At 75.7% G+C, this 15,339-nt stretch carries 10 protein-coding genes; 8 read left to right on the forward strand and 2 right to left on the reverse strand.

Annotated features, from left to right (window positions below):
• Positions 1-28 precede the first annotated feature (28 nt).
• The 8 genes from AMK13_RS14550 (at position 29) to AMK13_RS14585 (ending at position 11,130) form a co-directional block, all read left to right on the forward strand.
• Positions 29-4,255: a hypothetical protein gene (locus tag AMK13_RS14550; protein WP_143204536.1), complete on the forward strand. Its 4,227-nt coding sequence runs from the start codon at positions 29-31 to the stop codon at positions 4,253-4,255.
• Positions 4,256-4,381: 126 nt separating this feature from the next.
• Complete coding sequence (locus tag AMK13_RS14555; RefSeq protein ID WP_049656716.1) at positions 4,382-4,804, forward strand: hypothetical protein; 423 nt, start codon at positions 4,382-4,384, stop codon at positions 4,802-4,804.
• Complete coding sequence (grpE, locus tag AMK13_RS14560; protein WP_074002479.1) at positions 4,801-5,568, forward strand: nucleotide exchange factor GrpE; 768 nt, start codon at positions 4,801-4,803, stop codon at positions 5,566-5,568. The genes AMK13_RS14555 and grpE overlap by 4 nt, the downstream gene beginning before the upstream one ends.
• Before the next feature lie 31 nt (positions 5,569-5,599).
• A complete protein-coding gene (locus tag AMK13_RS14565; RefSeq protein ID WP_074002480.1) occupies positions 5,600-8,170 on the forward strand; it encodes an Hsp70 family protein in 2,571 nt (856 codons plus the stop codon).
• Positions 8,167-8,523, forward strand: a complete 357-nt coding sequence (locus AMK13_RS14570) for a hypothetical protein (RefSeq protein ID WP_074002481.1) — start codon at positions 8,167-8,169, stop codon at positions 8,521-8,523. Before AMK13_RS14565 ends, AMK13_RS14570 begins: the two co-directional genes overlap by 4 nt.
• A gap of 98 nt (positions 8,524-8,621) precedes the next feature.
• Positions 8,622-8,861 carry a chaplin gene (locus AMK13_RS14575; RefSeq protein WP_079272115.1) on the forward strand — a complete coding sequence of 80 codons (240 nt, stop codon included), beginning with the start codon at positions 8,622-8,624 and terminating at the stop codon, positions 8,859-8,861.
• Positions 8,862-9,002: 141 nt separating this feature from the next.
• The gene (locus tag AMK13_RS14580) at positions 9,003-10,634 is read left to right on the forward strand and encodes an AMP-binding protein (protein ID WP_074002483.1); all 1,632 of its coding nucleotides are present in this window, start codon (positions 9,003-9,005) and stop codon (positions 10,632-10,634) included.
• A gap of 64 nt (positions 10,635-10,698) precedes the next feature.
• Positions 10,699-11,130: an SRPBCC family protein gene (locus AMK13_RS14585; protein ID WP_049656735.1), complete on the forward strand. Its 432-nt coding sequence runs from the start codon at positions 10,699-10,701 to the stop codon at positions 11,128-11,130.
• A gap of 79 nt (positions 11,131-11,209) precedes the next feature.
• Here the strand turns inward: AMK13_RS14585 and AMK13_RS14590 are convergent, their stop codons facing one another.
• Both AMK13_RS14590 and AMK13_RS14595 read right to left on the reverse strand, forming a co-directional pair.
• Entirely contained in the window at positions 11,210-11,611 is a 402-nt protein-coding gene (locus AMK13_RS14590; RefSeq protein ID WP_074002484.1) for a YccF domain-containing protein, read from the reverse strand.
• Positions 11,612-11,829: 218 nt separating this feature from the next.
• Complete coding sequence (locus AMK13_RS14595) at positions 11,830-15,228, reverse strand: S8 family serine peptidase (protein WP_079272116.1); 3,399 nt, start codon at positions 15,226-15,228, stop codon at positions 11,830-11,832.
• Positions 15,229-15,339: the final 111 nt, after the last annotated feature.

Consider the following 15,339-nt stretch of genomic DNA (forward strand, 5'->3'; position numbering starts at 1 on the left):
ATGGTGTCCGAACCCAGGGGGACGGTGCATGGCGCTGTTAGCGGTGCTGCTGGTCGTGGTGGCGCTGGCCGGTGCGGCGGCCGCCGTCGTGCTGGCCCGCCGCCGTCGGGCCCTGGACGCCGCGACGGTGGCGAGGGAACTGGCCGCCGCCGCCGCCCGGCTCGCCGCCGGCCGGGACGCCCAGGCCCGCCGCCGCTACGCCCGGCTGGCCCGCCGACTCGCCGACGCGCCAGGGGAGTTGGGCCCGCAGCGCGGCCTCGCCCTGCTCGGCCAGGCCGAGGCCACCGTCCCCACCGGCGACCAGGAGGCCACCCTCGCCCTGCACCGCGAGGCCTACCCGCTGCTCGCCGACCCGGCCCGGCAACTGCCCCGGTGGAGCCTGCGCCTGCTCGCCGAGGAGCGGCTGCGGGCCCCCGACGGCGACCTCGGCCCGCTGTTCGCCCACCTCCAGGCCACCGCCGCCGGCCCCGAGCCCGGCGCGGAGGCCGAGACCGTCGCCCGCACCGTCGACTGGCTCCAGCACCGCTGCCGCGACGGCGCCCCCGAGCAGCGCGAGGACACCACCGCCCGCGCCCTCGCCGCCCTGCCCGGCCGGGACTGGCCGGTGCTCGCCCGGGCCGCCCTGCTGCGCGCCACCGACCGGGCCGCCGAGGCCGAGGCCCTGCTCGCCGCCGCGGCCCCCTCCGGCAGCGCCGAACTCTGGTTCCGCTGGGGCGCCCAGCTCTACACCCTGCACCGCGACGAACCCGCCGTCGCCGCCTTCGACGAGGCGCTGCGCCGCGGCCCCGGCGAACCCTCCCCGTGGGGGCGCGGCCCGGCCCTGCGCACCGACGGCCTGCTCTTCCGCGGGCTGGCCCGCCAGCGCCTCGGCGCCACCGAGGCGGCCTGGGCCGACCTCGCGGCCGCCGCCGGCGAGAGCCCGGCCGACCCCCGCCCCCGCTACGCCCTCGGCCGGCTCGCCCTGCTGCTCGGCGCCGACGAGCGGGCCCGGGAGCAGTTCACCGCCGCCCTGACCGTCCGGCCCGGCTTCGCCCCGGCCCGGTTCGGCCTCGCCCTGGTGCACGAGCGCGCCGAACGCCCCGCCGAGGCCGCCGCCGACTACCGGGCCGGCCTCGGCGCGGCCCCCGACTGGCGCCCCGCCCGGGTCCGGCTCGGCGCCGCCCTGCTCGCCGCCGGGCGGGCCGAGGAGGCCGAGCCGCTCCTGCGCGCCGAGGCCGACACCGGGGCCGCCGCCGGGGCCGCCGCCGGTACCCGGGCCGGCACCGAACCGGGCACCCGCTGGACCGCCGTCGCCGCCTTCCACCACGGCCTCGCCCTCGCCCGCACCGGCGACCCGGCCGGCGCCCTCACCCGCTGGGAGGCACTGGACGACGAGGACCTGCGCCCCCGCCGGGCCCTGGCCCGCGACCGGCTCGCCCGCACCCGGCTGGACACCGACCCGACGGCCGCCCGCGAACTCTGGCAGCGGGCCACCGCCGAGCACCCGGACGCCCCCGGCTACCGCGCCGCGCTGCGCGAAGCCGCCCTGCGCGAGGCCGCCCACCTGCTGGTCACCGGCCGCGACCACGCCGAACCGCGCCGCCGCGCCGCCGCCGCACTCGCCCTCGCCGACACCCTGCCCGGCGCCCTCACCCACCGCCAGGCCCGGCTGCGCGCCGCCCTCGCCCTGGCCGAGGGCACCCCGGAGCCGGTCGCCGCCCTGCTCGACGCCGACCACGGCCCGCGCGACCGCTACCACCTGGCCGCCGTCGCCCTGCTGGCCGGCCGCCCGGCCCGGACGATCGCCCTGCTCGGCCCGCCCGACCCGGCCGGCGACCCGGCGACCGCCCGGCTGCGCGCCCTGCTCGCCGAACGGGCCGGCAACTGGGCCGCCGCCCTGGACTGGTACCGGCACTTCCTCACCTCCGGCACGGCCGCGGCGGAGCCGGCCGGCGACTGCGCGCTCTGCGACCGCCCCGCCACCGGCACCTGCGGCGGCTGCGGCCGCGAGGCCTGCCCCGACCACCAGCACGCCCCCGAGGCCGCCGCCCCGCCCCGCTGCGTCCGCTGCTCCGCCCCCGCGCTGCGCGCCGTCCTCGACTGCGCCCGCCGGGCCGGCACCCCCGAGCAGGCCGAACCGGTGCTCGCCCGCTGGGCCGTGGCGCTCGGCGACGGCGCCGCGGCCGTGCCCGTCCGGACCGACCTCGCCCTGCTGCGCGCCGAACTCGGCCGCCTGGACGAGGCCCTGGCCGGGGTGCCCGCCGAGGCCGGGGCGGCCCGCGCGGCCGTCCTGGTCCGCCGGGCCGGCGCCGCCCTCGCCGCCGGTCGGCTCGGCCAGGCCGCCGTCGACCTGCGCCAGGCGCTCCAGCCCGTCCCCGGCGACGGGGTGCCGGGGCGTGAGGTGCCGGGCCGTGAGCGGGTGGCCGGCGCGCTCGCCCTGCTCGCCGAGCACGAGGCGCACCAGGCCGTCCTCGACGGCCGCCACCGCGAGGCCTGGGAGGCCTACCGCGAGCTGCTGCTCAGGGACCCGGCCCACCCCCGGGTGCTGCACGCGCTCGGCCTGGCCGGCTACCGGCTCGCCGCCGGTGCCTCCGATGCTGCCGAAACCGCCGATGCCGCCTCCGATGCCGACGCCGCCGCCGACGGTCCTGACGCCCTTGGCCAGGAGGTCTGGGCCTGGACGATCGGCAGCCTCGTCGCCGCCCTGCACCAGCCCGAGCTGTGGGCCGAGTCCGCCCGGACCACCGGCCGCACCGCCGAGCCCCAGCGGCTGGCCGCCGCCCGTACCGGACTGCTCGACCGCCTCCGCGACGACCTGCGCGCCCTGGACCGGGCCGCCGGGCGCAGCGGGGACGAGGTCACCGCCTGGACGCTGCGCCTCGGCCTGGAGACCCACTGCGCGGACGCGCTCGCCCAGGAGGACGTCCGGATCACCCTGCCCGGCCGCCCGGCCCGCCGCCTCGCGCTCGGCCCGACCCTCGACCGGCTGCTGCGCGCCGAGCCCGGAGCGGACGGCTGGGCCGAGGCCTTCGAGCAGGCCGTCCGGCCCTGGCGGCAGCGCCCGGCCGGCCCCGACGCGCCCGCTCCCACCCGGGCCCTCGGCCTGTTCGGCGAACTCGGCCCGCAGCGCTACCTGCAGCTCCAGGGCCGGCAGGCCGCCGCCGTCGCCGCCCTGGACGCGGTGCCCGAGCAGCGGCGCGGCGAGGACTGGCAGGAACTGCTCGGCGAGTCCCTGGTCAGCCAGGCCCGCGAGCACCACCGCAACCAGGACTGGCGCGAGGCCCTGGACAGCCTCTCCCGCGCCCGGGCCGTCCCCGGCGCCAGGCTGCCCGCCGACGCCGCCGCGATCGCCGCCGAGTCCGGGGTCCGGGCCGCCCGCGCGCTGCTCAAGAACAGCCTGGACGACCAGGCCGGAGCCGCCGAACTCCTGGAGAAGGCCCTGGCGTTGGCCCCCGACGACCCCGAGGTGCGGGGCGACCTCGGCGCCACCTACGCGCAGTGGGCGCGCAAGATCAACAACGAGGACAAGGACTACTCCCGCGCCCTCGGGCTGCTGGAGAAGAGCCTGGAGCTGGTCCCCGGCGACCCGACCGCCCGGCACTTCCTGGAGGCCGCCCTCGGCAACCGGGCCGGCCAGCTCAGCCACCCCGACGCCACCGACGCGGAACTGGAGGAGGCCGCCGGCGCCTGGCGGGCGCTCGTCGAACTCAACCCCGACCCCGACCACCGGATCGGCCTGATCTTCGTCCTGCGCCAGCTCGCCCGCTCGGCCGCCTTCGCCGACGACCACCGGCGCGCCGTCGCGTGGATGGCCGAGGCGCTGCGCGCCGACCCGGAGTGGGAGGGCGGGGTCGAGCACGAGGCCCCGCGCCGGGTCTCGGTGCTGATCGCCAACCACGTGGTGGATGCGATGCAGGACAAGCCGTTCGCGGACCAGGCCGCGATGCTCGAGAAGGCCAGGTCCTACGACGACTCGACCGACATCCGCCGCCTGATGGTCAGCCTCTGGCGCGGCAAGGCCATCAGCCACTACGAGGCCCGCCGCTACCGGGCGGCGATCAAGCTGCTGGAGGAGGCGCTCGAACTGTCCGGCACCCAGGAGGACACCGACCAGCTGTGCCGCGAACTCGGCATCGTCTACGGCTCGTTCGCCGTCCAGCAGGCCAACGCCCGGAAACTGCGCGAGGCCAAGGAGCTGGCCCGCACGGCCGTCGAGTACAGCCCGGACGACCCTGAGCTGCACGCCATGCAGATGCGGATCAGGTCGCTCTACTGACGGCAACCGCACGGCAGTCGGGAGCGTCCTGGACCGTACGCCGAAGACCGTACGCCGCAGGCCGAGCCGTCACCCGAAGCGCCGACCGAACCGCCACCGCCACCGTGAGGAGAGAGACCGCCCGCCATGCCACTGCACGAACCGTCGCCGTACGAGGTCCTGGGCATCCCGCTCACGGCCGGCGTGCGCGAGATCAACCTCGCCGTCGGACCGGCGATGCGGGCCGGCCGGTACACCCGGCAGCAGATCCAGGAGGCCGCCGCGCTGCTGCGCAACCCGGACCGGCGCCTGGAGGCGGACCTCCAGCGGCCCCTCCCGCCGGAGCCGGTCGACCAGGCCGCCGAGCTGCTCGCCCCCGCACTCGTCGAGCCGCTCCTGGTGATCGAGCGCCCGCCGCTGCCGCCCGCCGCCCTGCCCGCCCTCCACCGGGCCGAGCTGGCCGCCGACTTCACCGAGCCCGCCCCCGGCGGCGCCGACCCCGAACCGCCCGTCCCCGCCCGCTACGCGGCGGACCTGTCCGTGCTGCCGCAGATCGAGGTCCCCGAATGACCGACGCACCCACCGACGCACCCGCCGAAGCCCTGGTTGACGGCCACCGGCCGCTGGAGATCCCGCCCGGCGTCGAGGACGTCGACCTGGAGCAGGCGTTCGGCCGACTGCTCTTCCGGGCGTCCCTGCTGGGGAGCAAGCTGACGGAGCAGAAGCAGGCCGCCCGGGCCGAGCAGCGCGAACTGCTGGGCATCCTGGTCGAGGTGGACGACGCGCTCGCCGCCCTCGGCCTGGACCGCGAGCTGGTGGCGCTCGGGCGCGGCGCCGGCCTGGAGGCCACCCGGCGCCGGCTGCTCGGGCAGCTCGCCAAGGCCAGGGTGCGGCCGATGCGGCTGGAGGGCATGACGGCCGACCCGGACCTGACCGAGATCGTGGGCACCGAGGCCCGCTCCGGGGTGGCGCCGGAGACGGTGGTACGGACGGTGGTGACCGGGTTCTTCTGGGGGGACGAGGTGCTGCGCCGGGCCCAAGTGGTGGTCGCCGCACCGGAGTCGGAGCCGCACCCGGACCCGTACCCGGAGCCCGCGGTCTCCGAGCCGGAGACACCCGAGGTCGCCGAGACCGTCGAGACCGTCGAAGCCTTCGAGACAACGGAAGCCACCGAGGCCGTCAAGCCCGAGACACCCGAGACACCCGAGGCGGACGACGCACCCGAAGCCGCGACGCCGGTCACCCGGGCCCAGCCCAAGGCGGCCCCGCCCCGGGCCCGCCGCCGGGCCAAGGCCGTGGCCGAGCAGGCCAGGCAGACGAAGCGCAAGAAGTAGCCAGGACCACGAGGGGCAAGAGGGGAACGACATGTACCGCACACTCGGCATCGACCTGGGCACCACCAACTCCGTGGTCGCCCACCTGCGCCGGGGCGAGCCGGAGATCATCTTCAACCGGCAGAACCAGGAGGCGACGCCCTCCGTGGTCGGCAGCGGCCGCAAGGGCGAGCTGCTGGTGGGTTCCACCGCGCGCAGCCGGATCGCCGTCGACGGCGCCAACGTGATCCGCTCGGTCAAGCGCTTCATGGGCCGCAAGTTCAAGGACCCGCAGGTCCAGGCGGCCCTGAAGGAGGTGGACTACAAGGTCACCGCGGGCACCGACGGCGACGTCAACGTCTGGTTCAACGGCCGCTCGTACACCCCGATCGAGATCTCCGCGATCATCCTGCGCCGCCTCAAGGAGGACGCCGAGCAGCGCTTCGGCGAGCCCTTCCACCGCGCCGTCATCACCGTCCCCGCGTACTTCGGCGAGCGGCAGGTCGCGGCCACCCAGGAGGCGGGCCGGATGGCCGGCCTGCACGTGCTGCGGATCATCAACGAGCCGACCGCAGCCGCCCTCGCCTACGGGATCACCTCCGAGGCGGGCGAGGAGGGGAAGACCGTCCTGGTCTACGACCTCGGCGGCGGCACCTTCGACATCTCCATCCTGCTGCTGGTGCCCGGCTCGGTCTCGGTGCTCGGCATCGAGGGCGACAACCTGCTCGGCGGCGACGACTTCGACCGGGGGATCACCACCGCGCTGCTGGAGGACATCCGGGAGGAGTACGGCGCGGAGTACCAGCCCGACCTGCGCGACCGTCCGAAGATCGCCGCCACCGCCGAGACCATCAAGATCGAGCTCTCCCACCAGGAGTCCTCCGAGGTCATCCTGCCGGGCCTGGGCGCCGGACAGCTGGTGCTGGAGACGGAGTTCGAGCGGGCCCGCTTCGAGGAGCTGATCGAGGCCCGGATCGAGCGCACCATCGAGCTGACCCACAAGGCCATCATGCAGGCCAACCTGACCGTCGGGGACATCGACGAGGTGGTGCTGGTCGGCGGCTCGACCGCGATCCCGCTGGTCGCCCGCCGGCTCGGCGAGGTCTTCGGCCCCCGCCGGATCCGGCGCGGCGTCAACCCGATGCAGTGCGTGGCGCTCGGCGCGGCCGTGCAGTCCGCGCTGGTCGGCGAGGTGGAGTGCCCCGAGTGCCGGGCCCCCGGCGACCTGTCCGCCTCCAACTGCGCCAACTGCGCCGCCGGCCTGCTCGGCGGCGACCGGGTCTCCTGCCCGACCTGCCACCTCCCGGTCGACGCCGGGGCGGCCTCCTGCCCCAAGTGCGAGCAGGCGCTGGACGGTTCGGGCGGCGGCGGGACGGTCCCGCGGCAGGCCACCCGGGCCACCGCCGTGGTGCACGGCGGCAACTGCCCGCGCTGCGGCACCCCGGCCGCCCCCGGCGTCACCGCCTGCGAGCTGTGCGGCGAGCCGCTCAACTCGGCCGCCCCGGGCCACACCAGGGTGGCCACCACCGCCGCCGAGGACGTCGGCCTGCGCTGCGCCTCCTGCGGCCTGGTGAACCCGCCGGGCTGCGAGGTCTGCCCGGGCTGCGGCGAACTGGCGCAGGTCACCAACCCGTTCGACATCACCCCGAAGAACCTCGGCATCGAGCTGAACGACGGCCGCCTCGCCGTCATCATCCCCAAGAACACCAGCTACCCGACGAGTTCGCCGGTCAGCCGGGAGTTCGTGGTCTCCGGCAGCGGCCGGCAGCGGCTGGAGGTCGCGGTCTACGAGGGCGAGCACGAGATCGCCCAGCAGAACGAGCTGATCGGCCACCTCACCCTGCGGCTGCCCGAGGGCCTGGGCGGCCGTACCCCGGTGGAGGTCGCCTTCGGCCTCGACCGGGACCGCACCATCACGCTGTCGGTGCGGATCCAGGGCGGCGCCGAGAAGACCGTCAAGCTGGAGCGGGTCACCCTCGACCCGGAGCTGAAGGTGCAGGTGGAGGAGCAGCAGCGGCAGATCGAGTCCTTCACCGACCGCTGGGGCGGCGAGCTGACCGAGGCCGAGATGCGCGAGGCGCAGCGGCTGATGGACACCCTGGACGACCTGGCGGCCGGGCAGACCCGCGGCCAGTCGGTGGACGCGGCGCTGGAGCGGGCCCAGCAGCAGCTCAAGGCCCAGCGCTGGGTGCGCGGCTCGGAGGCGTACCTGAGCCTGTTCATCCACTACTGCGAGAAGCTCCTCGACCCGAGCGACCTGGACCGGTTGCGGTCGGTGGCCGCCGAGCTGCGGCTGCGCCGGGAGGCCGCCGACTGGGACGGCGCGGTGCGCTCGGCCCGCAAGGCGGACGAGCTGTGCGACTCGCTCGGGCACACCATGCGGATGCTGACCATGTGCAACATCTACGTGACCCAGAGCATGGTCTCGCCCGCCCTGGCCCAGCTGATCATGGCCGAGCTGCGCGGCCTGGACGAGGCCGTGGAGGCGCCCAACATGGCGGACGTGAACACCCACATGTCGAACCTGCTGGCCCTGTACGCGCAGGCGCAGCGGGAGCTGGGCAGCGAGCCGGCCCAGGAGTCGCTCGGCCCGGTCCGGCCGGAGGAGGCGGGGCCGCGATGAGCGCCGTGGACGCCGTGTCCGTCCCGGGCGCCGGGGGCGCTGTCGCGGCCCTTGGGGCCCCGCCGGTGCCGTGCCCGCTGTGCAGGGTTCCGGCGGACCCGGTGACCCTGCGCTGCCCGTCCTGCCGGGAGGACCTGTCCGTGCTGTTCCGGCTGCGTTACGCCGGACGGATCGACTACAACCGCGCACTGGAGGCCCTGGCGGCCGGGGAGGGGCCGCTCGCCCTCGGGCTGCTGCACCGCGCGGTGGCGGCCGAGCCGGGCCTGCGTCCGGCCCGGGACCTGCTGGAATCGCTCGGTGGCGCCGGTCCCGAGGGCGGGGAGCCGGTGGGTCGGGAGGGCGACACGCCCTAGACGGGCGAATCCGGCGTGCGGAGGAGCGCATCCCTTGTGATCGTGGGCGAGGTGTGATCGTCACACTTCGACCCGCTCTGCTCACAAGGAGTGACGCAATGCGTATGCGTACCACCTTCGCCGCCACCGCCCTCGCCGCGGTGACGGTCCTCGCCGGGGCCGGCACCGCGTCCGCCGGCGACGCCACCGCCAACGGGGCCGCCATCGGTTCGCCCGGCATCCTGTCCGGCAACGTGATCCAGGTCCCGATCAACCTGGAGGCCAACGTCTGCGGGAACTCGATCGACATCATCGGGCTCCTCAACCCGGCGTTCGGCAACACCTGCATCAACAAGTGACCCCGCGCGCTGGGGCCGTCCGTCGACCGTGACGGGCGGCCCCAGCGCCGTGTCCGTACCCCCGTTCGGGGGTGGCGGCGCGGGGCCGGCGCCCGCGACCATGGACCCCGTCCCGCACCGCCGTCCCCAGGGAGCCCGCCCGTGCCGACCACGCCGACCCCGCGCAGCTACGCCTCCGGCACCTCGGACGTCCCGCTGCTCGGCGACACCATCGGGGAGAACCTCGACCGCGCGGTGCGCGCCTTCCCCGGGCGCGACGCCCTGGTCGACCGGGCCACCGCCCGCCGCTGGACGTACGCCGAACTCGCCGCCGACGTCGACGCCCTGGCGCTCGGCCTGCTGGAACTCGGGATCGCCAAGGGGGACCGGGTCGGCATCTGGGCCCCCAACTGCGCCGAGTGGACGCTCACCCAGTACGCCACCGCCAAGCTCGGCGCGATCCTGGTCACGGTCAATCCGGCCTACCGCGCCCACGAGTTGGAGTACGTGCTGAACCAGGCCGGCATCCGGCTGCTGGTCGCCGCCGAGCGCTTCAAGACCTCCGACTACGCCGGGATGATCTCTGAAGTGCGGCCCCGCTGTCCGGAGTTGGAGCACGTCCTGCTGCTCGGCGGCCCCGACTGGGACGCCGTGACCGCCGCCGGACGGCGCGCCGACCCGGCCCGACTCGCCGAACGGCAGGGCGAGTTGGCGCCCGACGACCCGATCAACATCCAGTACACCTCCGGGACGACCGGCTTCCCCAAGGGTGCGACGCTCTCCCACCACAACATCCTCAACAACGGATACTTCGTCGGGGAGTTGCTCGCCTACACCGAGCAGGACCGGATCTGCGTCCCGGTGCCGTTCTACCACTGCTTCGGCATGGTGATGGGCAATCTCGCCGCCACCTCGCACGGCGCCTGCATGGTCATCCCCGCCCCCTCCTTCGAGCCCGGCGCCACCCTGGCCGCCGTCGCCGCCGAGCGCTGCACCTCGCTGTACGGCGTGCCGACCATGTTCATCGCCGAGCTGGCCGACCCGGACTTCGACCGTTACGACCTCGGCAGCCTGCGCACCGGCATCATGGCCGGCTCGCCCTGCCCGAGCGAGGTGATGAAGGAGGTCATCGGGCGGATGGGCATGGCGCAGGTCTCCATCTGCTACGGCATGACCGAGACCTCGCCGGTCTCCACCCAGACCCGGGTCGACGACCCGGTCGAGCGGAGGGTCGCCACGGTGGGCCGGGTCGGCCCGCACCTGGAGGTCAAGGTGGTCGACCCGGCCACCGGCCGTACCGTCCCGCGCGGCGAACCCGGCGAGCTCTGCACCCGCGGCTACTCCGTCATGCTCGGCTACTGGGGCGAGCCGGAGCGCACCGCCGAGGCCGTCGACGCCGCCCGCTGGATGCACACCGGGGACCTCGCGGTGATGGACGAGGACGGCTACCTCGCCATCACCGGCCGGATCAAGGACATGGTGATCCGCGGCGGCGAGAACCTCTACCCGCGCGAGATCGAGGAGTTCCTCCACACCCACCCGGACATCCTCGACGTCCAGGTCATCGGTGTCCCCGACGCCAAGTACGGGGAGGAGCTGATGGCCTGGATCCGGATGCGGGAGGGCGCCGAGCCGCTCACCGCCGAGGCCGTCCGCGGGTACTGCGCGGGCCGGCTCGCCCACGTCAAGATCCCGCGCTACGTGCACGTCGTCGAGGAGTTCCCGATGACGGTCACCGGGAAGATCCGCAAGGTCGAGATGCGGGCGCAGGCCCAGCGGATCCTGGGGCTCTGACCGGGGCCCGCCTCCGCCCGGGCGAGTCCGGGGAGCGCGCCGGCTCGCCCGGCGGGAGAGTGTGATCATGCTCGACGTCACAGTGGAACGCCTGATCCCCCTCCCGCCCGCCACGGTCGCCGCCTACGCGATGGACTGGCGCCACGACTCCGAGTGGACCCGGGGCATCCGCAGCGCCACCCTCACCCGGGAGGCCGACACCGGCGGCTTCGGCGCGGGCGCCGAGGTCACCCGGACCGCGCACTTCCTGGGCCGGTCCTTCTCGTACGTGCTGCGCGTGTCGCGCCACGACCCGCCGACGGTGCTCGACATGGTCTCCGTCGCCGGGCCGATGCCCATGCGCGTCACCTACACCTTCGAGCCCACCCGGACCGGCACCTTCGCCCGCATCCGGGTCCGCGGCGGCCTCCGCCTGGCCGGCCCGCTGATGTCCCGCCCGGTGCGGTCCGCCCTCACCGCGGACCTGCGCGCCCTGGAGTCCCGCCTCGGCCGCTGACGCCCGCCCCCCCGCGCGCGAACGCGGACGGCCGGCGCGGGCTGCTGCCCGTCGCCGGCCGTCGAGGTCCGTGTCCCGGTTACCGCGCGCCCCACTCCCGGTCCGTCGGCACGATCTCGCGGCCGAGCGGCATCAGCGAGATCGGGATCATCTTCAGGTTGGCCCACCCGAAGGGGATGCCGATGATCGACAGGAACAGCGGGATGCTGGTGATCAGGTGCCCGATCGCCAGCCACCACCCGGCGAAGACCAGCCAGATCACGTTCCCGACGCACGACGCCGGCCCGGCGTCCGGCCGCTCCACCGCCGTCCGCCCGAACGGCCACAGGATGAAGCCGGCGATCCGGAAGGAGGCGATGCCGAACGGGATGGTAATGACCAGTACACAGCAGATGATTCCGGCGAGCACGTAGGCAAGAGCCATCCAAATGCCGCAGAAAACCAACCAGATGACATTGAGGATGAACTTCACTGCACTCATGATCGGTACCTTCTCACGGCTGATGACGTTGCACTGCAACCGTGCCATGCCCGCTGGTGAGCGTGTCTACGCCCTTAGGGGTCGCGCCTCAGGGATCGGTCCGGGTAGCAGTCCCGGACAGGGACTCCTTCGGGTTCGGCGCCCGCCGAAGGGGGCCGGGTGCGAGGCGGCCCGACGGCTCGGTGGCGCGGGGGAGACCCCGGGCCACCGAGCCCGCTTCACGGTGTCAGCCGGTAGGCGCGGAGCGCGGTCTGCTCGACGGAGCCGCCGTCGGCATCCCGGGCCACGGCCCTGAGCGAGACGAAGCCGCCCGTCCCGGCCGGCGGGTCGACGGTGACCCGGTAGCCGCTGTCGCCCGGCTGCACCGGGGCGTTGCGCCAGTTGGCGCCGTCGTCGAAGGAGACCTGGACCTCCAGGCTGGCGACGGTCGCGGCGGGCGCGCCGCTCTGCCGCTCCACGGCGGCGAGCAGCGTGTGCTGCTTGCGCGGCGCCTGGTTGTCCGGGTTGACCGGGGCGGTGAAGCGGACCGCGTGGATCGGCAGCGGGGTGCTGCGCGGGGCGCCGCCGGGGCCCGGTGCGACGGCTCCCGAGCGGAAGGTCCAGACCGCCTCGACGGTGCCGGACAGCGCGGCCCACGGCTCGGACCGGGTGGCCTTCGCGGTCAGCCGGTAGGTGGCGTCGCCGGCCGGCACGGCGAAGTCGGCGGACTCCCGTGCGCTGCTGCCGATCCGCTTGCCGTCCCGCTCCAGGTCGATCCGGACGGTGTCGTCCAGCCGCCGCGTCCACGGTGAGCCGATGTGGCCGGGTGAGGCGTCGCTGAACAGCTGCGGCGCCAGCGTGAGGAAGCCGTCGCTGGTGCGGGCCATGGTGGCCGCGCCGCCCTGGCCGGGGGCGAGGCCGGGTCCGATGACGGCGGCGTTCCAGCGCTCGGCACAGGTCTCGCCGGCCGCGCAGCGCAGGGCACCGCTCTGGCTCACCGTGGAGGGGACCATCTCGCCGCCGGGCCCGGCGTTCTGGCCGAAGGTCGTCTCGCGGCGCTGGTCCTTGACGGTGAAGTACTCGGTGCGGACGGCCGGCAGCGCGAAGTTCGGCTCCGCGATGCTGAGGCCGCCGACGCCGCCGGCCTCCGCGAAGCTGCTGAAGTCGCCCGCCGTGCCGGGGGCCTGGGCGAAGTAGCGGGTGTTGAGGGTGGCCAGCTCGCCGGGGTCGACGGTGAAGGCCGGGTCCGGGAGCCCGCCGGTGGTGTGCACCAGCAGGTCGTAGCGGTCCGGCAGCCGTCCGTTCTGCTGCTGCGGGCCGTTCTGGACGCTCTGCGCCGTGAAGTCCAGCCGGCCGGCGCCGGGTCGGCCGCCTGGGATGACGTACAGGTTGCCGGGCCGGCCGATGGCCGCGAAGGAGTCGGCGCACCCCTCGTCGCCGCCGGTGCGGTAGCAGTAGGCCGCGGAGAGCGACCAGCCGGTGGTGGCGCGGCCGGGCACCGTGACGGTCAGCTGCCTGCCCTGCCGGGCGTCGACGGCGATCCTGGTGTCGCCGCGCAGCTCCAGCTCGGGCTGGAGGAACAGGGTGGACGTCGGGCTTGCGGTCCCGGCGCCGGGGGTGACCAGCTTGCCGCCGAGGTTGTAGCGGCCCTCGGGTACCCGGGCGGTGGCGGTGCCGCCGGTGAACCGGAGCGGGAAGGACTCCCGGGTGTCCAGGTTGACCAGGCCGATCATCGACTGGGTCATCCAGGTGCCCGGTCCCACCGGAGCGCCGTCGCGGTCGACCGCGGTGACGGTGACGTCGTGCCGGACGGCCTCGCGGGTGAGCGCGTACGGGGTGGTGACGGCGGTGCCGCCGGGGCCGGTCGCGGTCACCCGGCCGGTCAGCGAGGCGCCCGCGGCGATCCGGGCCGGGTCCACGGTCACGGTGGCCGGTGCGCTGGCGCCGGCCGGGACGGTCAGCCGGGCGGGGGCGACGGTGAACCCGCCGGCCGGCCCGGTGGACCAGGCGGCCAGGTCCAGGGTGACAGGCGTGCCGCCGGCGTTGTGGTACGTGACGGTCCGGCTGGTCGGGGCCGCGTCGGACGCGTCGTCCAGGCGGATCCCGGTGCCCTCGGCGGTCGCGTACACCTCCTGGGTGGTGGCCCGGGCGACGTCGACCCGCCCGGCGCCCTGCTCGTACGCGCCGCGCCCGGCCAGCGGGGCGGCGGAGGACACGAGCGTGGCCTTGAGCTGCGGCCCCTTCCAGTCCGGGTGCTGCTGGAGGAGCAGGGCGGCGGCTCCGGCGACGTGCGGGGCCGCCATCGAGGTGCCGGAGATGGCCGTGTACCGGTCGCCGACCGGGTTCTGGCCGTCCGTCCCGGCGGCGCGGGCGGCGACGATGCCGATGCCGGGGGCCGTGAGGTCCGGCTTGACGGCGTGGTCGCCGGTGCGAGGGCCCTGGCTGGAGAGGCCGGCCAGCGAGCCGTCGCGGTCGACGGCACCCACGGTCAGCGCGGCGTCCGCCGAGCCGGGGGTGCCGACGGTGCCGGGCCGGCCGCTGTTGCCGGCCGCGGCGACGAAGAGCGTGCCGTAGCGGGCGGAGAGCGTGTTGACGGCCTGGGCCAGCGGGTCGGTGCCGTCGGTGGCGGCGCCGGTGAAGCTGGTGTTGACGATCGGCGCGCGGGCCGCGGCCCACTCCATGCCCTGGAGCGCCCAGGACTCCTGGCCGTTGCCCTCGTCGTCCAGCACCTTGCCGACCAGCAGCCGGGCCTCGGGGGCGACGCCCCTGAACCGGCCGTCGGAGGCGGAGCCGGTGCCCGCCACGATCGAGGCGACGTGCGTGCCGTGGCCGTCCGCGTCGGAGGCCACTGGGGTGGGGCCTTCCCGGGCCGGGTCGGCGAGGGTGAAGTCGGAGCTCTCGCCGAGGGAGCCGGCCACGTCGGGGTGCCCGCGGTCGATGCCGCTGTCCAGCACCGCGACCTTGACGCCCTTGCCGGTCCAGCCGGACGACCAGGCCTGCGGGGCGCCGATCTGCGCGGTCGACCGGTCGAGCGCGGCGGTCACCTTGCCGTCCAGCCAGACCTTGTCCACCCCGCTCGCGGCGAGCCCGGCGCCGGGCCGGGCGAGCTGCTGCCAGAGCTCGCCCGTGCGGGCCTTCGGGGCGCGCAGGGCCACGCCGTGCACGCTCTCCAGCGTGCGTACGACGGTGGCCCCGGCCGGCGGCGCGGCGGCGGCGAACCCCTTGGCGCCGGGTCGGTCCGAGCCGAGGATCAGCGGCAGCTCGGCGGTGCCCGCGTCGTCGTAGCCCTGGGCGATCAGCCCGGCGACGTCGAACAGCCGCGGGTCCAGCCGCCCGGTGCTCAGCGGCTCGACGGCGTCCGCGGGGAGCAGGGTGAGCGTGCCCGGGGCGCCGGAGCGCTGGGTGAAGGTCACGTCCTCGCGTCCGGGCCCGGGCTGTACGGCGACCAGCGACACCCCGCCGTCGGTGCCGACCAGGGCGGTGACCCGGTCGCCGGTCACCAGGGTCACCCGGACCGGCCGGCCCGCCGCCGGTGCGGAGCCCCCGGCGGGTGCCTCGGCCGGCGACGCCCAGCCGGCCGGGGCGACGGCCGTGCCCGCCAGCACCGCGCCCAGCGCGACGGCCGGCCACCGGCCCACCCGCCTCGGGCCTTTTCTGTGTATGCCTTGCATAGTGTCCTCTCGGTGGGGCGACGCCCTGGATTCGGCGGGCCGCTCGCCGGCCCTGCCACTGGATCGACGGAGCAGGGG

Origin of the sequence: Streptomyces sp. CB02056 (assembly GCF_001905545.1) — a bacterium.
Lineage (GTDB): Bacteria > Actinomycetota > Actinomycetes > Streptomycetales > Streptomycetaceae > Kitasatospora.

Excerpts from the sequence above, each read along its gene's own strand:
- grpE (WP_074002479.1), top strand. The coding sequence starts at position 4,801 with ATGACCGACGCACCCACCGACGCACCCGCCGAAGCCCTGGTTGACGGC.
- AMK13_RS14550 (WP_143204536.1), top strand. The coding sequence starts at position 29 with ATGGCGCTGTTAGCGGTGCTGCTGGTCGTGGTGGCGCTGGCCGGTGCG.
- AMK13_RS14565 (WP_074002480.1), top strand. The coding sequence starts at position 5,600 with ATGTACCGCACACTCGGCATCGACCTGGGCACCACCAACTCCGTGGTC.
- AMK13_RS14590 (WP_074002484.1), bottom strand. The coding sequence starts at position 11,611 with ATGAGTGCAGTGAAGTTCATCCTCAATGTCATCTGGTTGGTTTTCTGC.
- AMK13_RS14570 (WP_074002481.1), top strand. The coding sequence starts at position 8,167 with ATGAGCGCCGTGGACGCCGTGTCCGTCCCGGGCGCCGGGGGCGCTGTC.
- AMK13_RS14555 (WP_049656716.1), top strand. The coding sequence starts at position 4,382 with ATGCCACTGCACGAACCGTCGCCGTACGAGGTCCTGGGCATCCCGCTC.
- AMK13_RS14575 (WP_079272115.1), top strand. The coding sequence starts at position 8,622 with ATGCGTATGCGTACCACCTTCGCCGCCACCGCCCTCGCCGCGGTGACG.